Annotated in this window: 14 protein-coding genes, 1 rRNA gene and 1 pseudogene; 8 read left to right on the forward strand and 8 right to left on the reverse strand. The window is 35.7% G+C overall.

The features are described from left to right. Window positions 1-7: 7 nt before the first annotated feature. Together RMN97_RS07985 and mnmE are read right to left on the reverse strand one after the other, a co-directional pair. Window positions 8-1,081, reverse strand: coding sequence for a site-specific integrase (locus RMN97_RS07985; RefSeq protein ID WP_309613993.1), 1,074 nt, complete (start codon window positions 1,079-1,081; stop codon window positions 8-10). A gap of 181 nt (window positions 1,082-1,262) precedes the next feature. Next, window positions 1,263-2,657 carry a tRNA uridine-5-carboxymethylaminomethyl(34) synthesis GTPase MnmE gene (gene mnmE / locus RMN97_RS07990; RefSeq protein ID WP_309613994.1) on the reverse strand — a complete coding sequence of 465 codons (1,395 nt, stop codon included), beginning with the start codon at window positions 2,655-2,657 and terminating at the stop codon, window positions 1,263-1,265. A 420-nt stretch (window positions 2,658-3,077) separates the two neighbouring features. Between mnmE and RMN97_RS07995 the strand changes: the two genes are divergently transcribed. Both RMN97_RS07995 and RMN97_RS08000 read left to right on the forward strand, forming a co-directional pair. Further along, on the forward strand, window positions 3,078-8,705 hold the full coding sequence (locus RMN97_RS07995; RefSeq protein WP_309613995.1) for a fibronectin type III domain-containing protein: 5,628 nt from the start codon (window positions 3,078-3,080) through the stop codon (window positions 8,703-8,705). A 48-nt stretch (window positions 8,706-8,753) separates the two neighbouring features. Beyond that, window positions 8,754-11,378 (forward strand): T9SS type A sorting domain-containing protein, encoded by a 2,625-nt coding sequence (locus tag RMN97_RS08000; protein WP_309613996.1) that lies wholly within the window; start codon window positions 8,754-8,756, stop codon window positions 11,376-11,378. 316 nt (window positions 11,379-11,694) lie between these two features. Here the strand turns inward: RMN97_RS08000 and dnaN are convergent. The 5 genes and pseudogenes from dnaN to RMN97_RS08025 all read right to left on the reverse strand — a co-directional run bounded on the left by dnaN (window position 11,695) and on the right by RMN97_RS08025 (window position 16,788). Continuing rightward, window positions 11,695-12,812: pseudogene (gene dnaN, locus RMN97_RS08005) on the reverse strand (DNA polymerase III subunit beta). A gap of 61 nt (window positions 12,813-12,873) precedes the next feature. Next, window positions 12,874-14,532: a gliding motility-associated ABC transporter substrate-binding protein GldG gene (gldG, locus tag RMN97_RS08010; RefSeq protein ID WP_309613997.1), complete on the reverse strand. Its 1,659-nt coding sequence runs from the start codon at window positions 14,530-14,532 to the stop codon at window positions 12,874-12,876. Between the two features lie 29 nt (window positions 14,533-14,561). Beyond that, the gene (gldF, locus tag RMN97_RS08015; protein ID WP_309613998.1) at window positions 14,562-15,287 is read right to left on the reverse strand and encodes a gliding motility-associated ABC transporter permease subunit GldF; all 726 of its coding nucleotides are present in this window, start codon (window positions 15,285-15,287) and stop codon (window positions 14,562-14,564) included. A 74-nt stretch (window positions 15,288-15,361) separates the two neighbouring features. Further along, window positions 15,362-15,658: an antibiotic biosynthesis monooxygenase family protein gene (locus RMN97_RS08020; RefSeq protein WP_309613999.1), complete on the reverse strand. Its 297-nt coding sequence runs from the start codon at window positions 15,656-15,658 to the stop codon at window positions 15,362-15,364. A gap of 305 nt (window positions 15,659-15,963) precedes the next feature. Further along, complete coding sequence (locus RMN97_RS08025) at window positions 15,964-16,788, reverse strand: SAM-dependent chlorinase/fluorinase (RefSeq protein ID WP_309614000.1); 825 nt, start codon at window positions 16,786-16,788, stop codon at window positions 15,964-15,966. Between the two features lie 124 nt (window positions 16,789-16,912). Between RMN97_RS08025 and RMN97_RS08030 the strand changes: the two genes are divergently transcribed. The 4 genes from RMN97_RS08030 (at window position 16,913) to RMN97_RS08045 (ending at window position 20,129) form a co-directional block, all read left to right on the forward strand. Beyond that, window positions 16,913-17,863, forward strand: coding sequence for a PhoH family protein (locus tag RMN97_RS08030; protein WP_309614001.1), 951 nt, complete (start codon window positions 16,913-16,915; stop codon window positions 17,861-17,863). 126 nt (window positions 17,864-17,989) lie between these two features. Beyond that, window positions 17,990-18,934 (forward strand): phosphoribosylaminoimidazolesuccinocarboxamide synthase, encoded by a 945-nt coding sequence (locus tag RMN97_RS08035; RefSeq protein WP_309614002.1) that lies wholly within the window; start codon window positions 17,990-17,992, stop codon window positions 18,932-18,934. Window positions 18,935-19,117: 183 nt separating this feature from the next. Further along, on the forward strand, window positions 19,118-19,498 hold the full coding sequence (locus RMN97_RS08040) for an ankyrin repeat domain-containing protein (RefSeq protein ID WP_309614003.1): 381 nt from the start codon (window positions 19,118-19,120) through the stop codon (window positions 19,496-19,498). 190 nt (window positions 19,499-19,688) lie between these two features. Further along, window positions 19,689-20,129, forward strand: coding sequence for a hypothetical protein (locus tag RMN97_RS08045; RefSeq protein ID WP_309614004.1), 441 nt, complete (start codon window positions 19,689-19,691; stop codon window positions 20,127-20,129). A gap of 76 nt (window positions 20,130-20,205) precedes the next feature. Here RMN97_RS08045 and RMN97_RS08050 read toward each other — a convergent pair whose 3' ends face one another. Beyond that, the gene (locus RMN97_RS08050) at window positions 20,206-21,294 is read right to left on the reverse strand and encodes a M42 family metallopeptidase (protein WP_309614005.1); all 1,089 of its coding nucleotides are present in this window, start codon (window positions 21,292-21,294) and stop codon (window positions 20,206-20,208) included. Window positions 21,295-21,376: 82 nt separating this feature from the next. On the opposite strand from RMN97_RS08050, the gene RMN97_RS08055 reads away from it, so the two are divergent. Beyond that, the gene (locus RMN97_RS08055; RefSeq protein ID WP_309614006.1) at window positions 21,377-22,042 is read left to right on the forward strand and encodes a DUF4294 domain-containing protein; all 666 of its coding nucleotides are present in this window, start codon (window positions 21,377-21,379) and stop codon (window positions 22,040-22,042) included. A gap of 640 nt (window positions 22,043-22,682) precedes the next feature. After that, window positions 22,683-22,755, forward strand: a 16S ribosomal RNA gene (locus RMN97_RS08060); the annotation flags it as partial.

Here is a 22,755-nt window from a genome sequence, read left to right on the forward strand (position 1 = left end):
TCAAAAACTAAAAAGTAAATGTAGGCAACTTTTCTACTGCATCAATTTTAGTCTTGTGCATCACTTTTGCATAAATAGCTGTTGTTTTTATTTCCTTGTGCCCTAACATTTTTGAAACAACATAAATATCAACTCCATTATTTAAAAGCAAAACAGCATTGGTATGTCTTGCACAATGAAAAGTTATATGTTTTTTAATTCCTGCATTAGTTACCCATACTAAAAGTGCAGTATTGAAATATGCACTATAGCGTAGTCCTATAAAAACTCTGTCATTATCATCTCCTTTATCTCCTATTAACTCAATGGCGTTTGATGATATAGGTAAAACTTCTGCGTTTTTTGTTTTCTTTTGAGTAAAAACAATGTGTGGAACACCGTCTCTATCTCTAATGTCTTTCCATTTCAGATTATGGACGTCGCTCCACCTTAAACCAGTTAGACAAGAAAACAAAAATGCTCTTTTTAGTACCTCATATCTACACTCTGTTTTTATTAAATCTTTAACTTCTTCAAAAGTTAAATACTCTCTGTTTGTGTCTACCATTTTGATACATTTTACTCTCAGCGCATAATCGTCTTTGATTAACCTACGTCTATATGCTTCATGAATTGTATGTTTAATGATATTAAAATATGAAGAAGCAGAGTTAATACTTAGTTTGGTTGAAAGATAAGATTTAAACTCCTCTAGATATCGTTCACTTAATTGGGTAAATAGAATTGATTTATTATAATTATTAAGATGTTTATAGATGCTTTCCCAAGTGCATTGATTAATACCTGTTCGTCTTCTTTCTTCTAATAATTCAAGAAAAAATTGATTATAAGTATTGTATTTTTTTTCAGGTTTTTTAAATCCGAAACCTTCATTTTGAATTTCGTGTAATCTTTCAACTTTTATTTTTTCTGCGATAGCCAAAGTTTGTTTGTTCATTTGTTTTATGACTGGATTGCCTTTGTCATTTTCCAAATACATTTTCAGATTTTCTTGTGATTGTTTACCGTTTGCATAAAGGTCTAAATAAAGTGCATATTTACCTTTTTCTTTCAATTGTCTTTTGCGAATTGTGACTGTCATTTTTATTGAGTTTTATTGAGTTTAACAGGATAAATATAAAATCAATAAATACTCAATACAACTTTTGGATTAAAAGGTATACAATAGGAAACGAAAGGAAAATATAAAGATACGGGAGCCGTGAGTGGGTAAGGGTTATATTTTTTTATTGTTTCTTTTGGCTTCCTATTGTTGAGGTAGGTTACTTTCCGATACAAAAATTCGCAAAAATATTCCCCAAAAGTTCATCATTAGTAACTTCGCCAGTGATTTCGCCAAAGTAATACAAGGCTTGTTTGATGTCGATTGCCATTAAATCAGAAGAAAGATTGGATTGCAAGCCAAACTTCACTTTTTGGATTTCTTCCAGTGCTTTCAAAAGCGAATCGTAATGACGCGTATTGGTTACTATCGTTTCGTTATTGCGCAAAGCACCTGTATTTATAAAGGAAAGCAATTGGTTTTTTAAATCTTCAATGCCGATATTGTTTTTGGCCGATATGGTTATCAGTTGTCTGTTATCGGTTTTGAGTTGATTTACAATGGTTTTCAGTTTTTCTTCAGATAATTTATCAACTTTATTCAGAACAACAATCAAAGGTTTTAAAGGAAATTTATTTTTAATTTTCTCCAATTCGGTATTTAAACTGAGAACGGATAACTGAGAACTATCAACTATATAAATAACAACCTGTGCTTGTTCAATCTTTTCAAAAGTTTTTTTGATACCAATACTTTCCACTATATCTTTTGTTTCCCGAATTCCGGCTGTATCAATAAATCGAAAACCAATTCCGCCAATAACTAACTCGTCTTCAATCGTATCACGTGTTGTTCCTGCTATTTCAGAAACGATGGCTCTTTCTTCGTTTAATAAAGCATTCAAAAGTGTCGATTTTCCAACATTTGGTTCACCAACAATCGCTACCGGAATTCCGTTTTTAATGACATTACCAACAGCAAATGAATCGATTAAGCGTTTTAAAACAAATTCAATTCTGTTTAATAAATCATTAAACTGAGTTCTGTCGGCAAATTCTACATCTTCTTCGGCAAAGTCTAATTCGAGTTCGATAAGCGATGCAAAATTCAAAAGTTCTTCTCTTAGTTTGGCTATTTCGTTTGAAAAACCACCACGCATTTGCTGCATAGCAATTTGATGGCTGGCGGCATTATCGGAGGAAATTAAATCGGCAACCGCCTCGGCCTGTGATAGATCCAGTTTGCCGTTTAGGAAAGCTCGCAATGTAAATTCTCCTGCTTGCGCCATACGGCAACCTTTTCGCAATAACAATTGAATAATTTGTTGTTGGATATAAGTCGAGCCGTGACACGAAATCTCAACAACATCTTCGCCGGTATAGGAATGCGGATTTTTGAATATTGAAACTAGTACTTGATCATACACTTTTCCTTCATCCACTATATGACCAAGATAAATAGTATGTGTTTTTTGATTTGATAATAATTTCCCGGAAACCGATTGGAATACCTGTTCGGCAATAGGTACCGCTTCCGTTCCGGAAAGGCGGATAATTGCAATGGCGCCCGCACCCGAAGGCGACGCTAAGGCAACAATTGTTTCTTGTGAAATCATTACTAATTTTTTTTTATTTCATACAGTTCGACCTTCGGTCTCGAGTGGCAAAGATACTAAAACACAACTACTAATGCACTACCACGCACTATGTATGCTTTATCCATGCTTCATCTATGGAGTATCTATGGAGTATCTATGGAGTTGACTCGTCCTGAAATAACTATACAGATTAATTAATAAATCCTAACATAGTTATACAACTATAATTTTTAAAGTTCGTTAGCGATATCGTTTTCGTTCCCATTATTGTAAGTAAAAGCTTGTTTTTATATTCGTTAAGATTACCAATTCCATCGATGAAGTGTTAATAAATACGACTAAACGTTTATTAACTGTTGTATAACAATTAGTTAATATCTTTTTAGTGTTAATGAAATTTTTATATATATTTTTACAACCTAATTTAATTTGTATTTTATGAAAAACTTTTTACTTATCAGAAAAGCATCTTCGCTTTTGTTTTGGGGTTTTGCTTTGTTATTTTTGTTAATCTCTGGGAAGGGATATGGGCAGGCTTACAAGGAGGATTTTGGTAATAGTGCAACAGTTGCTGTGCCATATACGTCAGGTACCAATGCTACCGGTGGTGTGATAAAAAACACAAATTTAACAAATCCTGTTTGGACTCAAAGTTTGACAAGTGCAAATTTTGGGGGTAATACTCTTGGTGCTATGAGTGCATCATTAACGGGAACTACTTATACAGTTACCTGTACATTTACAGTAGCCAGTGGTTTTCAATTAACCCCAACAAGTGTTGGTTTTGATAACAGAGGTTCAGGTACGGGACCAAATGCTTTAACAATAACCATAAGTGGAACTGGAGGTTCTACAAGTTGTTCACCTACACCATCACGTACAGGAGCTTTTACCACTACCGCAGCAACAAATTTTGCTTCTACTACTCAAAATTTAACTGGTAATATAACTTTAACTCTAGCTTTGACAGGTGGAGCATCGGGAAGTACAGAAAGATTAGATAACATTATTCTTAACGGTACGGTTACGGCTACTACAACCGCACCACTTGCTCCAACTATTACAGCAATTACTCCTGGAAATGGTCAGTTAAGTGTGGCTTTTACTGCAGGTGGAAACGGTGGTTCAGCGATTACCAATTATAAATATTCAACCGATGGAGGAACAAATTTTACAGCTTGTTCTCCAACTCAAACTACAAGTCCAATTGTAATCACGGGATTAACTAACGGAACTTCATATAATGTACAAATTAAAGCAGTTAATGCTATTGGCGATGGAACAGCTACAGTTAGTACTGTGGCTACTCCGAGAACTACGCCTTCGGCACCAACTATTGGTACTATTACTCCTGGTATTGGTCAGTTAAGTGTAGCTTTTACAGCCGGATCAGATGGTGGCTCTGCCATTACTAATTATAAATATTCATTGAACGGCGGAAGTTTTGTGTCAGCCGGTTCAACTTCTAGTCCTATAGTTATTACAGGTTTAACTAATGGGACATCCTATAATGTGCAACTTTTGGCAGTGAATGTTGCCGGAGATGGTACCGCATCAGGAGCTAGTGCAGGAACACCACGTACTTCGCCTTCAGCAGTAACGGGTCTTACAGCTACGGCTGGTAATTCTCAAGTTACTTTAGCTTTTACAGCGGGTTCTAATGGAGGTTCTGCCATCACTGATTATGTATATTCTTTAAACGGAGGTTCATTTACGTCAGCAGGGACAACGACCAGTCCTATTGTAGTGACGGGGTTAACTAACGGAACAAGTTATTCTTTTGTAGTAAAAGCGGTAAATGCTGCCGGTAACGGAACAGCGTCATCAACGGTAAGTGCTACACCAAGAACTACGGCTTCTGCACCAAGTATTACAACTATAACTCCGGGTGACTCTTCATTGAGTGTGGCTTTTACAGCTCCATCTTCTAATGGAGGTGCGGCAATTACGGATTATAAATATTCTATCAATGGTGGATCATCTTTTATATCTGCTGGTTCAACAACAAGCCCTATTGGGATTTCTGGTTTGACTAATGGTACAACCTATGATGTTCAATTGTTAGCGGTGAATGCTGCCGGAGACGGAGCACCATCGGCTACTGTACAAGGAACTCCAGTAGCAGCATCGACAGCAACAATCACAACCAATAAAAGTTCGGTTACTGCTTTTTCAACAATTTATGGAACAGCATCAAGCACAGATAATTTTACAGTATCTGGTGCTGCGTTAACCGATAATATTACGATAACGGCACCTTCAGGTTTTGAAGTGTCTACTACATCAAATACTTCAGGTTTTGGTGCTTCTCAAGTATTGACACAAACCAGTGGAGTGGTTTCAACTACTACTGTTTATGTTAGACTTTCAGCTGCTGCTTCGTTTGCAGGATCTCCTTATACAGGAGATTTTGTTTTAAGCAGTGCAGGGGCTACTAATGCTACTGTAGCAACTAATAGTAGTACAGTAGCTAAAAAAGGATTAACAATATCTGGTTTAACAGGTGTTGATAGAGTCTATGACGGAACGACAATAGCAACCGTATCAGGAACAGCTATCCTAGATGGTATTGTAGGTTTGGATGATGTGAATTTAATAGGTTCAACACCTACTTACAGTTTCCTTGATGCGAATGCAGGGGTAAGTAAACCAATAACTGTTTTAGGATATACTTTAAATGGTGGGGCTGCCGGTAATTATTCTTTATCACAGCCAGCATTAACAGCAACAATCAGCAAAGCAAATCAAACAATAGCTGCTATTTCTAGTTCAGAAACCAGAACTTTTGGAGATGGAACCTATAGTGTGGCTACAACTGCAAGTTCTGGTTTAACGGTTACTTATTCCAATTCTGTTTCCGGTGTTGCTTCAGTTGCTCTCAATGGAACTGTAACTATTGCAGGGGGGGGGTCAACAATTATTACTGCGTCTCAAGCAGGTAATACAAATTTTAATGCAGCACCAGATGTTACACAAAGTTTAACCGTTAATAAAGCGAATCAAACCTTGTCAGCGATAACGGCTACGGTATCGAAAACTTTTGGAGATGCAGCATACAGCGCTGCTTCAACGGCAAGTTCTGGGTTAACCGTTAGTTATTCAAGTGATAATACTTTAGTAGCCACCGTTTCAGGGGCTGGTTTAGTTACTGTTATAGGAGCTGGAACAGCAACTATTACTGCATCACAAGCAGGAAATGCAAACTATAATGCAGCTACTTCTGTTACACAGTTTCTAACAGTAGGTAAAGCAAATCAAACTATTACAGGTTTGGCCTCTAATGATACAAGAGCTACTGGTGCCGCAAACTATAGTTTAACAGCTACTGCTCCGGGAGGAACAGTTACTTACACAAGTTCTAATACTAATGTAGCTACTATTAGTGGCAGTACGGTAACCATTGTTGGAGCTGGTACTTCTACTATTACTGCTTCTCAAGCAGGAAATACTAATTATAATGCTGCTACGGCAATACAAACATTAACGGTAACGCAGGCTATTGTTGTGTTAAGTAAATGGGCTTTAACAAGCACCACTACAACTGCAACTACTACGGCCACAGGTGTAACAAATACGGCTATTACTGTAAGTAGTGGTTCAATCACTTATTCAAGTCCAAGTTTAGTTGCCACTACATGGTCTACATCTTCAACATATTCTGCTGCTGGTAAATACTGGGAATTTTCAATAACACCAACTTCCGGTTACACTATGAATTTAAGCTCTGTGACTTTTGATGCAGGAAGAACCACTGCCGGGCCACAAAAAATAGATGTGTATTATAGCACAGATGGATTTGTAAGTTCAAACGTAAATGCACTTTCAGGGGCAAGTAATGCTAATACAAGTGGGATATCAACTTTTACATTAACTACTCTTCCGACCGGGGATTTATTAGGTACTGTTAAATTCAGAGTTTTTGGATATGCAGCAACAAGTACTGGTAACTTCAAATTTAATAATGTTACTATTAATGGTTATGCGGCCTTATGTTCAGGAACTGTGCCTTCTATATCTTCGCAACCTGCAACACAATCAGTTTGTACAGGGAATGCAATAAATTTAAGTGTTACTGCTAGTCCTGCTGCAGCCTATCAATGGAGAAAAAACAGTACACCTATTTCGGGTGCTACTTCTTCAACCTATACTATAGCTTCTGCAACTTCAATTGATTCAGCGAGTTATGATGTAATTATTACAGGAAGCACAGGATGTGCATTAACAACTTCTAATCCTGCTGTTGTTACTGTTAACGAATCACCAACAGCGGTAACAATTACTCCTTCATCTGCAACTTTCTGTAATGGAACGATACAACAGCTTACTGCTAGCAGTACTTATGTTGCCATTAACAGTTTAGGAGCAGGTACAGCAACAACCAGTGCAGCAGTTACTACATCGGCAATTGGGCCAAACCCATTCCAAAACTATTATGGTGGCGTAAAACAACAGATGTTAGTTTTAGCTTCGACACTAAACACATTAGGATTAGCAAACGGTTCAACAATTTCAGCTTTGCAGTTGCAAATGGCCGTTGCTGACAATACTTATGCGTTAAGCAACTTGAAAGTTAAATTGCAAAACACAACAGCTACAAGTGTTTCTACAACTGCAATGGTAACTACAGGTTGGTCAACAGTTTATTCTCCAGCTTCGTATACACCAACTGCTGGATATACGAATATTCCATTTAGTAGTAATTTCACTTGGAATGGTACTAACTTGTTAATTGAAATTAGTTATACTAATGCAAATACAGGATCTACCACCACAGCAACCAATACCGCTTATTATAGTACAACTTCTTTTGTGAGTTCAGCTATTTATGTGGCTGACAACATAGCAGCTGCCACTATGGATGCCTATGCTGCTGCACCATCATATACTTATTCAACTCGTAACAATTTTAAATTTAGTTTTACAAAACCAGCAACGATTTCTTGGTCACCAGCAGCTGATTTATATACTGATTCTGGAACAAATACGGGTTATACTTTAGGTAATGCAGCTGCTACAGTTTATGCTAAACCATCAGCTAGTACTTCTTATATAGCTACAGCTACAGCCAATACATGTACAACTACAAATACAGTAGCATTAACAGTAAATCCATTACCAACACCTAGTATTTCAGCTGGAGGAGCTACTACATTTTGTGATGGAGGTAGTGTAACGTTAACAGCTAGCGCAGGAGCAAGTTATTTATGGTCAAACGGTGCTACTACGCAAGCTATCACAGTTAGTGTGTCAGGAAGTTATTCTGTAGCGGTAACGAATGCTAATGGTTGTACTGCAACATCAGCAGCTACAGTAGTTACAGTTACTCCAAATACAACTAATACTACTACGGTTTCGGCTTGTGATACCTATACATGGTCAGTAAACGAACAAACCTATACTACATCAGGAACACGTTCAGTAGTTACAGGATGTCATACAGAAGTGTTAGACTTAACTATTACACCAAGTTCAATTTCACCTGATGTTACCATTTCAGCTTGTGATACCTATACTTGGTCATTTAATGGTCAGACATATACTACCAGTGGTGATTATACCAGTACTGTAAATTGTAATACAACTATATTACATTTAACCATTACACCAAGTTCAACAAACACTACTACAGCCTCGGCTTGTGATAGTTATACATGGAATGGCGCTACATACAATGCTTCAGGCTTGTATACTGGAACTACTGCGAATTGTGTGACTCAGAAATTAGATTTGACCATCACGCCAAGTTCTGATAATGTAACCGTTATTAGTGCATGTGATAGTTATACATGGAATGGAACTACATACAATGCTTCAGGCTTGTATACTGGAACTACTGCGAATTGTGTGACTCAGAAATTAGATTTGATCATCACGCCAAGTTCTGATAATGTAACCGTTGTTAGTGTTTGTGATAGTTATACATGGAATGGAACTACATACAATGCTTCAGGCTTGTATACTGGAACTACTTCGAATTGTGTGACTCAGAAATTAGATTTGACCATCACGCCAAGTTCTGATAATTTAACCGTTATTAGTGAATGGAATAGTTATACATTGAATTGAAGTACATACAATGCTTCTTGATTATATAATGGAACTACTGCTAATTGTGTGTCTCATAATATATATTTGACCATCACGCCAAGTTCTGATAATGTAACCGTTATTAGTGCATGTCATAGTTATACATGGAATGGAACTACATACAATGCTTCAGGCTTATATACTGGAACTACTGCGAATTGTGTTACTCAGAAATTAGATTTGACCATCAATAACAGTACTTCAAGTTCGGAGTCAATGACAGCTTGTGGTAGCTATACTTGGCTAGTAAACGGGCAAACGTATTCAACAACTGGTACGTATACCTCGACAAGCACCAATGCTGCAAGTTGTACACATACTAATATATTGAATTTGACAATTGGTCAATCCATAACTACTCAGCCATCATCTGCTACTATTTGTGCTACTGCTGGTTCAACCACTAGTTTTAGTGTGGTTAGCAGCGGTACTTCGTTTATCTGGCAGTACAGAGTGGTTACTTCAACCGCTCCTAATCCGACTTGGATAACAATCAGTAGTACTAATGCGGGATTGGTATATACGAATTATACTTCGGCTACTTTAGGAGTAACAAGAACTTCCACATTACCGGCAGCAGGTACTCAGTACAGAGTATTAGTTAGCAGTGGTGCATGTATATCTACATTTGCTACTTCAGATACGGCCACCCTTACTGTATTGGCATTGCCAACTGAGGTTATAGGCGTAATTACAAGTAATACAGAGACTACGACCCCAGGAACTTATCTTGCAGCAACAACTGCCGTTGGACAATATGTTGGAACTACTACACAAGTATCTTATAGAGTACCAGCTTTTGCTGATACTACTCTAAGTTACTATTGGACTACACCAACAGGTGTAAATGTTGTTAGTCAAACAGCTAATACTTTAACGGTTAATTTCCTAAATGTTCCTGGAGGTGTTGGAGCAGTTGGAAGTATCACTGTTCAGGCAGAAAATGCGAATGGTTGTAGAACTGCTGCAAAATCTGTAGCGCTTAGTAAAGTTTTACCTACTGCGCCTGCTGCAATAAAAATGACCTTAGGTTCCTCTACTACAGCTATTACATCTTTTGCTCCTTACATTGGAACAAACACTGTTTTAACTTTAACAGCTACTGTATCTTTAACAGCAACTTCCTATGTTTGGGAATTGCCTACAGGAGTTACTCAATTAAGTGGTGGTAATACCAATGTAATTACTGTTAATTTCTTAGGAGTTACTAGTTCAAATACTTTGACTGCAGTTTCCACTAACGTATTAAGAATAGGAGTTAAGTCTAGAAATGGTGTTGGTGATTCAATTACAAACAATGCTGCTCTTCTAAATCCATCAACTGATTCAACTGCTAAATTGTTAACATTAACAGCTGTTGCACCTACTGCACCTGCAAGTGTAACTTTAACAAATCCTTCTTCAGCAACTCCAACAACAGCTATTACAATAATTAGTAAATATGTTGGTACAAACACACCTTTGACACTAACTGCTGCAGTTTCTGCACTGGCTTCTTCCTATGAGTGGGAATTACCAGCTGGAGTTAATGTTGTGTCAGGAAATGCTTCTACTGATAGAGTTATTACAGTTAATTTTGCTGGTATTCCTTCTGGAGTTACTTCATACTATATAGGTGCAAAAGCTAAGAATGGTATTGGTTATTCAGTTACTAATAACTCAGCTTTAATTCCTTCTGCAGGAGGATCAACTGCTAAATTGTTAAAAGTAACTACTTCTTTACCTGCTGCTGTTGCTACAGTTACAGGTCAAATAGTAGCGCTTTGTGGTGATTCTACATATTCATATACCATGACCGCTTCAGCATTAGCTAATTCATATGTAATTACTGCTCCAACAAATGCTGTTGTTACCTCTGCTAGTAATACTGGTAATACTTTAAATGTTTTATCAACAAGTGATTTAACATTCAGTGTTACCTATCCTGCTGGTTTTGTAGTTGGAACTACAACTCTTACTGCAAATAAATCAATTGTGATTACTTCTGTAAATGGAGTTGGAAATAGTGCTACAAATAAAGTTTTAACTTTAGCTACTGCATTAGGAGCTATAGGCACTAACACTAATTCATATGTTAATCCTAGTACATTAATTGCAAATGCTACTTTATTTGGAAAATGTGCAACACAAACTATTACAGTACCTGCGGTTCCGTTTGCAACTTCATATGTTTGGACATTACAAAACGGGGCAACTGGAACTTCAACAACAACCTTAATTGTTGTTAACTTTTCAGGGGTTTCTCCATTAATTACTGGAACTAAAAACATTATTAAAGTTAAAGCACTTAATGCATGTGGAGTATCTAGTACAGAAAAATCTATAACTTTATCATGGGATGGTATTATGGATTGTCCAGTATCAAAACAAGCTACACCAGAAGTTACGTTACTTCCAACTAGAGCACCATTTACAGTGAAAGCTTATCCAAACCCATATACTGAGAATTTTAACTTGAGTTTGAATACTGCAAGTGAAGAATATGTAGGTATTGTGGTTTATGATATGACGGGAAGACTTATCGAAAGAAGAGAAGTTAGAGCTACCGATATTGTTGAACAACAAATCGGAGATCATTATCCAAGCGGAGTTTACAACGTTGTTGTAACACAAGGAGAGGAAGTGAAAACACTTCGTGTGATTAAACGATAATAGCAATTTTAATAAAGCAAAAAGACCTTCGAGAAATCGAGGGTCTTTTTTTTTGACTAATGGCTTTGTTTGATTTTCAGTTTAAATGTAGTTAGAGAAACGATGTTTTTATTTGTTATAAATTTCCGTTATAGTTTTGAAGATTCTAACTGACCATGGGTTTCACATTATCATGGATAATTTTGCATGCTGTGAATCCAATATCCGACTACAATACATCAATTTTAAATTGTTAAATTTTGCAGATGTATTATAAAATAAAAAACCGCAATCTCTTTCGAAATTACGGTTTCTCGGTATAAAGGTTAGTTTATATTTAGTTATTCAACATTACCGGCATTACAAGCATGGTAACGGTTTCGCCTTCATCTAAGCCATCAATTGGTGTTAGAATTCCGGCTCGATTTGGCATTGACATTTCCAACATGATTTCGTCAGATGTTAAATTGGTCAACATTTCAGATAAGAAACGGGAATTAAATCCAATTTGCATATCGTCGCCTTGATAATCACAAGTCAATCTTTCTTCTGCTTTGTTTGAGTAATCAATATCTTCAGCAGAAATGTTCAATTCGGCACCAGCAATTTTCAAACGAATTTGGTGAGTAGTTTTGTTTGAGAAAATCGCAACACGACGAACAGAATTCAATAATAAAACTCGGTTAATCATTAATTTATTTGGATTTTCCTTTGGAATTACCGCTTCATAGTTTGGATATTTTCCATCAATTAAACGACAAGTTAACACATAACTTTCAAAAGAGAAAGTGGCATTCGAATCATTGTATTCAATAGTTACATCAGCATCAGAAGTTCCAAGTATGCTTTTCAGAATATTCAAAGGTTTCTTTGGCATAATGAAATCGGCTACTTGCGAAGCTTTCACATCGGCACGTGCATATTTCACTAATTTATGAGCATCAGTTGCTACAAAAATCAAACCTTCAGGAGAGAATTGGAAAAATACACCGCTCATTACCGGACGTAAATCATCGTTTCCGGCAGCAAAAATAGTTTTGCTAATTGCTGTGGCTAAAACTTCTGAAGGAACCACCGTTGATGATGGATTGTCTAAACTTACCGATTTTGGAAATTCTTCTCCAGGCGCATAAGCAATTGCATATTTTCCGGAATTTGAACTGATTTCGATAGTGCTGTTTTCTTCTACAGTGAAAGTCAATGGTTGCTCCGGAAATGTTTTTAGAATGTCTAATAACAATTTCGCCGGAACAGCAACGCTTCCTTTGCTGGTGGAATCAATTTCTAAAGTAGCCGACATGGTTGTCTCTAAATCGGAAGCGGAAACACTTAAGTTTTTATGGTCTAATTCGAAAAGAAAATTATCTAGAATAGGCAAAGTATTACTACTGTTAATAACACTACCTAAACTTGTAGTTGTTTTAATAAGTATGAACTCGATACTATAAACTTCATTTTATTTATTTTTTACAAATATATCTTAAACTAATAGATTTCAAAAAGTTTTTTATTAACATTACTTGCTATATTTTCGCTTGCGTAAAAAGGTAAACACTACTCCAAATAACAAGAGAATAACGATTGGCACTGCTACAGTTATGACTTGCGATTGGGTATAGGAAGCATAGACTTTTTCTTTATCCAAAATAGGTAAATTCACTTCCTTGCTTCTAATGTTAATAAGTCCGTTGTCGTCCAATAAATAATTGACGCAATTCATCATAAAATCTTTGTTGGCGTAAAGAACTCCAGTTCGTTGATCCAATCCTAATTCAACCTCTTTGCCATTTTTGTCCAATTGGTTTTTAATCACATCACCATCGGAAATAACAATCATTTTGCTTTCTTTTCCGGTGTTTTTGAAACTAGCATCTTTAAACGGTAAAACCCTGTTTTCGTATACGGAATGAAACTTTCCTTCGAGAAGAACTGCTACCGGATAATTTCCTGAGCCGGTAAAGTCCTTTGGTCCCAGTTCTTCAGATGCCATTCTTAAACTCACTTCAGTTGGTGCGCCAATCAGTTTTGAATATTGGGACGATTGCAGTAAAATTGTTTTATTGATGTCATTTTTCAATGGTTCAATAGGGCTCGCAAATTGAAATTTGATTCCGTCTAAATTAGTTACAATTGGATTATTTGCATCTTGCGAAGGATAAATCATCGGAGAAAGATACCAAGGCAATTTAACTTTTTGAGTCGAACTTCCCGGTTGGCCTGTTTCCAATATAATTGGTGTAGCCAATAAATCTTTTATCAAATCAGGATGCAGTCTTATTCCATACTTAAAGAACATATCATTCAGATTCAAATCTCTTGGAAATGCCAGATTTGCTCCAGTTTCATTATACAAACTGTCTATTTCCATATTGACCTGATCAACTAACCAAATCGTTTTTCCGCCGTTGATTATATATTGATCTAATACTTGTTTTTCTTCATCTGTGAAGGCTTCAGTTGGTTTGGCAATAATTGCTAAATCGTACTTTTTTAAATGTTCTAAAGTCTGAACCGGAGTTTTAGCAACCGAATCTAAAGTAAATGGTGCAATAAAATAATTGTCCCTAACTGATTTGATAAAATCCGCAATGTATCGGTCTTCAAGCTCACCATTACCATTAATTATCACTACTTTTTTCTGTTTGGCTTTTGAAACGGTATTGATTGCATTAGCAAATGCATATTCTAAATGTTGCACCGAACTCACCACTTTTTCGGCTGTTGATGCGCCCATCATGTTTTTTAGCAATGGCACTTTTACCGAACGATTGCCACAAGTTGCAACTGCCCATGGAAAAACTACTTCCTGGGTTTGTTGTGATTTGTCGTTTACAGTAACATTTACGGGAGTCAAACCACGTTGTATAAAAGATTGCATTATGCTGTCTTTCTCTTCTTCTTTTTCTAAAGGATTTACAAATTGGAAGATAATATTAGAATTATTCGATTTAAATTCTTCTAATAATTGTTGGGTTTCCGTTTGTAATTTTTTGAATTCTCCCGGAAAATCTCCTTCCAGAAAAACGTCTATATATAAAGGTTCTTTAACTTCGGCAACAATGTTTAAAGACGTTTGCGAAAGTGTATAGCGTTTGTCGGCAGTTAAGTCAAAACGTTTGTAAAGAAAATGACCAGCTAAGTTCAATATCACTATAAAACCTATAGTGAGCGCCATTTTTTTAAAGTTACTGTTTGCTGTTTTCATTACGATTTCAAAGATTTAAGTTTAAAAACAGTAAACGATAAAAACAGAAACGACACACTCACAAAATATAAAATATCTCTGGTGTCCAAAACACCGCGTGACATACTTTTGAAATGATAATCCATTCCGATTCGGGAAACAGCATCTTCAAAACCTATGGCATACGTTGAAATGCCTTCAAAACCAAAGTAAAAAAGGAAACATAAAAACACCGAAAGTAAAAAGGCCACAATCTGATTTTCAGAAAGTGTAGATGTAAAAATTCCGATAGAAGTATAAGCAGCAACTAGAAATAATAATCCGAAATAAGAACCCAATGTACTTCCCATATCAACATTGCCTTCGGGCATTCCTAAACTATTGATAACATAAACGTAAACCAATGTTGGTAACAGCGCAATGACAATCAGTAAAAACGAACCAAGAAATTTGCCGTTTACAATTTGCCAAAGCGATAACGGTTTGGTCAATAACAATTCAATTGTGCCTTGTTTTTTTTCATCCGAAAAGCTGCGCATTGTCACGGCCGGAATCAGGAAAATGAAAATCCATGGTGCCAATGTAAAAAACGGACTCAAATCGGCGAAACCACTTTGCAGTATGTTGTATTCGCCATCAAAAACCCAAAGGAACAATCCGTTGAGCAATAGAAACAATCCAATCACGAGGTAACCAATTGGTGAACCAAAGAAGGATTTTATTTCGCGTAACGCTATTGATTTCATATTGTCATTGCGAGGAACGAAGCACCCGAGCTTGCGAACAGGCCGTAAGGCAATCTCATCCTCATTTTTAAATGTTATTCTAAACTTACTAATTTATCCACGCTCCAAGCTTCCGGTTTTTCATTGAATAGTTTTTTGGTAAATGTCCAAACATCATAAAACAATTCCGATTGACGGTAATTTTCCAAATCATCTTCAGTTTCCCAAAAGCTATAGGTAAAGAAAACACACGGATTATTTTTATCCTGATACAACTCCAAAAAACGATTGCCTTCTGCGCCGCGTATCTTGTCTTTCATCACGTCAAAGTTTTCCAAAAATTTTTGAATATGCTCTTCGTGAAAACTCATTTTTACTATTCTGATGAACATAATTTTCTTCTAAACATTAATAAAAGAATAAACAATACAAAACTCAAAATGGCGATTGCTATATAATAGCTCATTTGAAAGCATAAATTGGTTCCATCACAATTTGAAATACATTCTCCATTTTCTGTTTCATATTTGAAACTTACCATCGTATTTAAAATTCCAAATCCAAATAAAATAACACCTAAAATTGAAAGTATTACTAAAATGTAAAATGTTGTTTTTTTCAATTTGAACATTTGTCTATTCTCTATATTCTTTGTTCTATTATCTTTTTCTGCCAACTATTTTCTGAATACTGAACACTAATTCCTAAACTCAATTGTCACCACATCTCTATAACTCAATCCTAATAAACTTGAAGCCGAACCAACAGTATCGGGATTACTTCTAAAAATAGCAATTTCCAAAAAACCAGCTTCGTTAAAAATCGCCAGTTTTTGTCCTTCATAATACTTTAACGGATATTTTTCTGAAATACCGATATCGGAGTATTTTGGCAAAATGGTTTTGATGGTCTTATTCTTAAACTGGATTTCATAAGGTCTCGCTTTGCCCATTTCCAAAAACATTTTTTTAGAAATATTGGTCACCGCATTTCCTAAATGATCGCTGTAAATCACATAGCCTTTAATTTGGTTTTCCTGAACAACGGCTTGTAATTCGGTTACTTCTTTGATGGTTTTAATTTCTTTACCAATTACGTTGAGCAAACCGCCTTTGGCTAAATGACAGGCTACTTTTACAAACACATCAAGGTCGGTGGCATCATTTGGCAAACGGTCGTGGATATTAATAGCAACCAATTTCTGCGGAACAATTTTTTGAATCAACATACTCAAAATACCATTATCGGCACAAACAAAATACTGGTCGTTCCATTGCATCGCAATGTGTTGGTTTTCGGCATTCAATTCGATGTCAACACCAATTAAATGTACAGTGCCTTTTGGAAAACTGCTATAAGCCGCACCGACTATATAAGAAGCTTCGGCAACGTTGAAAGCGTCAATATTGTGGGAAATATCAATAATCGTGGCTTCGCGAAATTCGGATAACAACTTAGCTTTTAAAGCACCAACAAAGTGGTCTTTTAATCCGTAATCGGTCGTTAAGGTGATTATTGACATAAATTGTTTATAACTTGGTTGAAATCGGTTCCAAAAATAGTAAAACCTATTCTTTTATTTGATTAAATTTGGATACAAAGCTAACAATTATATAGCTAATTATTCTAATTTAATACTCCTGCTTTTGAACGAACGTATCATTGAATTACACGACATTGCTCCGAAAGAATTTTGGGGCGCTCAAGATACTCATCTTGAAACCATCAAAAGGTATTATCCTAAACTCAAAATTGTCGCTCGTGGCACAACCCTCAAGGCATTTGGCGAAAAAGAAGAACTCGATGAGTTCGAAAAACGTTTCAATCGCCTGATGTTGCATTTCACGCGTTATAACAATATTGATGATAATGTAATTGATCGAGTCATACATAGTAATTCGCAGGAAGAGCAACGTATGCCTGACAGTGATAAAATTTTAGTGCACGGTATAGGAGGAAAGCTTATTAAAGCAATGACGCCTAACCAACAAAAGCTGGTAGATTATGTAGCCAAAAACGATATGGTTTTTGCTGTTGGTCCAGCCGGAACGGGTAAAACGTATACTGGAGTTGCCTTGGCCGTGAAAGCATTAAAAGAAAAGCAAGTAAAAAGAATTATTCTAACACGTCCTGCGGTTGAAGCTGGTGAAAATCTTGGTTTCCTGCCTGGTGATATGAAAGAAAAACTTGATCCGTACATGCAACCTTTGTATGATGCGTTGCGCGATATGTTGCCGCCACAAACTTTGGAAGACTACATCTTAAAAGGAATTATACAAATTGCACCATTGGCTTTTATGCGTGGAAGAACCTTGGATAATGCTTTCGTAATTTTGGATGAAGCTCAGAATACAACGCATTCACAAATGAAAATGTTCTTAACCCGTATGGGTAAAAGTGCAAAGTTTATCATCACGGGTGATCCGGGACAAGTTGATTTGCCACGCAGAACCATTTCGGGATTGAAAGAAGCGATACTTGTTTTAAAAGATGTTGAAGGAATTGGAATCATCTATCTTGATGACAAAGATATTGTTCGTCACCGATTAGTGAAAAAAGTGATTGATGCGTATAAGAGTATTGAGAATAACGATTAATCAATAGTTGTAATTTTAAAAACAAACCCTATCAATCTTTAACTTGACAGGGTTTTTTTTAATTTAAATTGATGACTAAAAAGTTCCTTCAAATTCCTATTTTTGCATCCACAACAACACAACATAATGAACACTATAACTACAACCCATTTCAATTTTCCGAATCAAAAATCAGTTTACCGCGGCAAAGTCCGTGAAGTCTATAACATCAACGATGACTTGTTGGTGATGATTGCCACTGATAGATTGTCTGCCTTTGATGTCGTAATGCCTAAAGGAATTCCTTATAAAGGACAAATTCTAAATCAAATCGCAACTAAGTTTATGCATTTGACACAAGATATTGTTCCGAATTGGCTTATTGCAACTCCCGATCCAAACGTAGCTGTTGGTCATTTATGTGAGCCTTTTAAGGTGGAAATGGTAATACGTGGTTATCTTTCTGGTCATGCAGCTCGTGAATATGCTCTTGGAAAAAGAACAATCTGCGGTGTAACTATGGCAGAAGGTTTAAAAGAGAATGACCAATTTCCGACACCTATTATTACGCCAACAACAAAAGCAGATAATGGTTCACATGACGAAGACATTTCGCGTGAAGCTATTTTGGCAAGCGGAATTGTTTCTGAAGAAGATTATTTGGTTTTAGAAAAGTATACTAGAGCTTTATACCAACGCGGAACTGAAATTGCGGCAAGCAGAGGTTTAATTTTGGTAGACACTAAATATGAATTCGGTAAAACCAAAGACGGAAAGATTGTCTTAATTGATGAAATTCATACGCCGGATTCCTCCCGTTATTTTTATGCTGATGGTTATCAGGAAAGACAAGATAAAGGTGAAGAGCAAAAACAATTATCAAAAGAGTTTGTTCGTCGTTGGTTGATAGAAAATGGTTTTCAGGGAAAAGAAGGGCAGCAAATTCCAAATATGACTGATGAATATATTGAAACGGTTTCTGAACGCTACATCGAATTGTATGAAAATATACTAGGTGAAAAATTTATCAAAGCCGATATATCGAATATCAATGAAAGAATAGAAAAGAATGTCTTGAGTTTTCTCGACTAACAAAATAATAATGAAATAAAGATTAACTAACCATCCTCTACTGCGGATGGTTTTTCTTTGTATAGACGTAATGAACTAATAATTAACTCATTTGTTAAAAATATGTTATACTATTTTTTTTCTGTAACGAATTACAAACACGATAGTCTTACCCTTTAATCATTAACATTTAAATCATCAATCATGAAGAAAACAATCATTATCCTAGGTTTAGCTCTTGTAGCTTTTACAGATGTTGCAATTGCAAGTACTGTTTCAACTTCAACTTTTACAACTTCAAAAGAAATTGTAGATTACACCAATACTCCATTATGTAGCGCTATTGTTAAAGGAGATATAGCAACAGTTAAAAAATTCGTTGAATATGGCAGCGATGTAAATGAATTATCAAATGGTATAACACCATTAATGTTAGCTGCTCGTTACAACAAAGTAGAGATTCTTAAATATCTATTGGAAAAAGGAGCAGACAAGAAAATCAAAGACGAAAGAGGAAATACAGCATTAAAATATGCTGAGTTTTCAAAAGCACAAGAAGCTTTGGAGTTTTTAAAACAAGCTTAAAATCAAAACTCAAAGCACCGTTTATTTATAAGCGGTGTTTTTTTTATTTAAAACAATCAGTAAAAAGGGTTTAAATGTTAAAAATTTGTTAAATTTAAGTACTATGCAAAACAAGGTATCTGTTTTTAGCCATATATTTGCATAGGATATTAATCTAAATAAAATCAATCATCATAAAAAATCAATCATCATGAAATCAACAATCATTTTTTTAGGACTAGTTGCTTTAAGCTTTACTAACGCAAATGCAACTACAGAGTTTGAAACTCAGGTTTTAGACCAACAAGAATCAGCTACATTAATTATAGAAACTTCAAGCAACAATGAAGTATCAAATGAAACTGACACAGCAATTTTTAATCCAGCTTCAGTTGTTGAAACTACTTATGTAAAAACAATCGAAGATGTGATAGCAGAAAACAAGTTAATTACAGAAAGTCAAGATGAAACTGTTCAACATCTTTCTATAGAAACAACTATTGAAGACCGAATTTCTGAGGACAATCAAATTATTGAAAGCACAATTTCAAATGAATTTTTCCCTTTAGATTTTGAAAAAATAAATCGTAAAATTCAATGTGTTAAAGTGTACAATAACAATCCTACTATTACAGTAGATTTAAAATTATAAGTTTAGGCTGATAACTTTTGCAGCCATGCGAAAGATAAAAGCATTCCGATTTATCGGGATGCTTTTTGTTTTTGTATTATTTGAAATAAGAAAAAGTATCATTGTTTTCTATTTTCAGCAAACTTTCATAAATCAGTTTGATAACGTTTTCCACGTCTTCACGATGAACCATTTCAACTGTAGTATGCATATAACGCAACGGTAAAGAAATCAAAGCCGAAGCAACGCCACCGTTACTATAAGCAAAAGCATCAGTATCAGTTCCGGTAGCTCTTGAAGTAGCATGACGCTGAAATGGAATTTTATTAGTTTCCGCTGTATTTACAATCAAATCTCTCAAAGTATTATGAACAGCCGGAGCATAAGCAATTACCGGACCTTTACCCATTTGTAAATCGCCTTCGATTTTCTTTTCAATCATTGGAGTTGTCGTGTCATGGCAAACATCGGTTACTATGGCAACATTAGGTTTTATAGTATTGGTAATCATTTCGGCACCACGAAGTCCAATTTCCTCTTGAACAGAATTGGTAACGTATAATCCAAAAGGCAATTTCTTTTTATTTTCTTTCAAAAGGCGGGCGACTTCGGCAATCATAAAACCACCCATTCTATTGTCGATAGCACGGCAAACAAATTTATTGCCATTCAAAATCATAAATTCATCAGGATAGGTTATAACGCAACCAACATGAACGCCTAGTTTTTCAACTTCGTCTTTAGTAGAACAACCACAATCTATAAATATATTGTGTAAGGTTGCTGATTCTTCTTTCCCGCGATTTCGAGTGTGAATTGCTGGCCAACCAAAAACACCTTTTACAATGCCTTTTTTAGTGTGAATGTTAACTCTTTTAGAAGGCGCGATTTGATGATCTGAGCCACCATTTCGTATAACATATATCAATCCTTCAGCAGTAATATAATTTACATACCAGGAAATTTCATCCGAATGTCCTTCAATAACCACTTTATATTTAGCATCCGGATTTATTACTCCCACAGCCGAACCATAAGTATCCGTTATAAAAGTATCTACATAAGGTTTCAAATAGTCCATCCATAGCTTTTGACCATTTGATTCATAACCTGTTGGAGAGGCATTATTTAAATAGGTTTCTAAAAAGGAAAGTGATGATTTGGTAAGTATAGATTTTGCTGCCATAAATATTTTTTTTGCTAAAATATAAATTTGGCATTACAGTTGTTAGAGATATTCCATATTTTTACCCTAATAAATAGTATCGATGCAAAAGTTAATTTATTTCTTTTTATTTCTTTCCGTCTCTTTTATTTCAAACGCCCAAATCACAAACGATTCCCAGGCAAAAAGAGACTCCATTATTGAAGCGAACGACACTATAGTACCCCTTGAAGAAGTTGTAGTCTACAGACATAAGTGGAGCGCAGCAGAAAAAAAGGAATTCCAATTACTTCAAAACAGAGTCTATAAAGTATATCCAATTGCTAAAATTGCCGCCGAAAGATTGACGGTCATGAATAAGAATATGGACAAAATGAAAACCAATAGAGAGAAAAAGAAATACTTCAAAATAGTTGAGAATTATATGGAAAACGAATTCACAGGGCAACTAAAAAAACTCTCAAGAAAGCAAGGTCAAATATTAGTTAAGCTAATCCATCGCCAAACGGGCTATACCACTTTCGAACTCATTAAAGATTATAAAAGCGGCTGGAAAGCATTCTGGTCAAACAACACCGCCAGATTATTCGATATAAATCTCAAAACAAAATATGCACCATATCAGGTGAACGAAGATTTTTTAATAGAATCCATTCTAGATCAAGCTTTCGTCAGAGGAAGATTGGTCAATCAGAAACCTGCAAACCCATTAGATATAGACGAACTCTATGATTACTGGGAGAAGAAAGCCAAAGAACTCAAAAAGTAAACATTTCTTTTTAAATTTTAGGAGCACAGTAATTCCTATCTTCAGGACGCGTCGTCCCGCTATCCGCTCTACCCTTTTAGTTTGTCATGCTGAGCCTGTCCAAGTACAAACTAAAAAGTATGCCGCTTCTATCGGGGCTAAAGAGGCCTTTCAGCTTTCATCAGGGAGTAATGAGTGCTGCCGTAGGTAGCCCATATGGGTAGCCTCGTTTAAATGGTGTTGTAAAACCCGAGTTATCAACACCTTAAAAAAAAGGCAAAAAAAGGTAAAGTTTTATTTGGAATGATTGCGATTTAGTTTTTATATTTGCACCCCGCAAGAGGGATATTGTTGTTTGAAAAACCGGAAAAATGAGGGATTTAAAATAAATTCAAAAATAATTTTAAAATTGCTTGTTGGTTAAAAAAGAATAGTTACTTTTGCACCCGCTTTGAATAGGAATGGCCTTCAGGTCGTTCATAAAAAAAAGAAGAATACGTTCATAGACATATTGAATTGACAGCCGTCTCGTCCACAAGACGAGACAACAAAAAGAGAGTAAGAGAATCGGAAGATTTTGAATAAAAGACTAGCCTTTGTCTAAATTACGATGCAGATTTATCCTGAATTTATTTCAGGAACTCAATCAGCATAACAATATACGATGAAGAGTTTGATCCTGGCTCAGGATGAACGCTAGCGGCAGGCTTAACACATGCAAGTCGAGGGGTAGT

It is taken from the genome of Flavobacterium sp. (genome assembly GCF_031381455.1).
Lineage (GTDB): Bacteria > Bacteroidota > Bacteroidia > Flavobacteriales > Flavobacteriaceae > Flavobacterium.

What these genes read in the sequence shown, in the direction of transcription:
- gldG (WP_309613997.1), bottom strand. Translation starts at nt 14,532, where the DNA reads ATGGCGCTCACTATAGGTTTTATAGTGATATTGAACTTAGCTGGTCAT.
- RMN97_RS08020 (WP_309613999.1), bottom strand. Translation starts at nt 15,658, where the DNA reads ATGTTCATCAGAATAGTAAAAATGAGTTTTCACGAAGAGCATATTCAA.
- RMN97_RS07995 (WP_309613995.1), top strand. Translation starts at nt 3,078, where the DNA reads ATGAAAAACTTTTTACTTATCAGAAAAGCATCTTCGCTTTTGTTTTGG.
- RMN97_RS08035 (WP_309614002.1), top strand. Translation starts at nt 17,990, where the DNA reads ATGAACACTATAACTACAACCCATTTCAATTTTCCGAATCAAAAATCA.
- RMN97_RS08045 (WP_309614004.1), top strand. Translation starts at nt 19,689, where the DNA reads ATGAAATCAACAATCATTTTTTTAGGACTAGTTGCTTTAAGCTTTACT.
- RMN97_RS07985 (WP_309613993.1), bottom strand. Translation starts at nt 1,081, where the DNA reads ATGACAGTCACAATTCGCAAAAGACAATTGAAAGAAAAAGGTAAATAT.
- RMN97_RS08040 (WP_309614003.1), top strand. Translation starts at nt 19,118, where the DNA reads ATGAAGAAAACAATCATTATCCTAGGTTTAGCTCTTGTAGCTTTTACA.
- RMN97_RS08025 (WP_309614000.1), bottom strand. Translation starts at nt 16,788, where the DNA reads ATGTCAATAATCACCTTAACGACCGATTACGGATTAAAAGACCACTTT.
- mnmE (WP_309613994.1), bottom strand. Translation starts at nt 2,657, where the DNA reads ATGATTTCACAAGAAACAATTGTTGCCTTAGCGTCGCCTTCGGGTGCG.
- RMN97_RS08055 (WP_309614006.1), top strand. Translation starts at nt 21,377, where the DNA reads ATGCAAAAGTTAATTTATTTCTTTTTATTTCTTTCCGTCTCTTTTATT.
- RMN97_RS08050 (WP_309614005.1), bottom strand. Translation starts at nt 21,294, where the DNA reads ATGGCAGCAAAATCTATACTTACCAAATCATCACTTTCCTTTTTAGAA.
- gldF (WP_309613998.1), bottom strand. Translation starts at nt 15,287, where the DNA reads ATGAAATCAATAGCGTTACGCGAAATAAAATCCTTCTTTGGTTCACCA.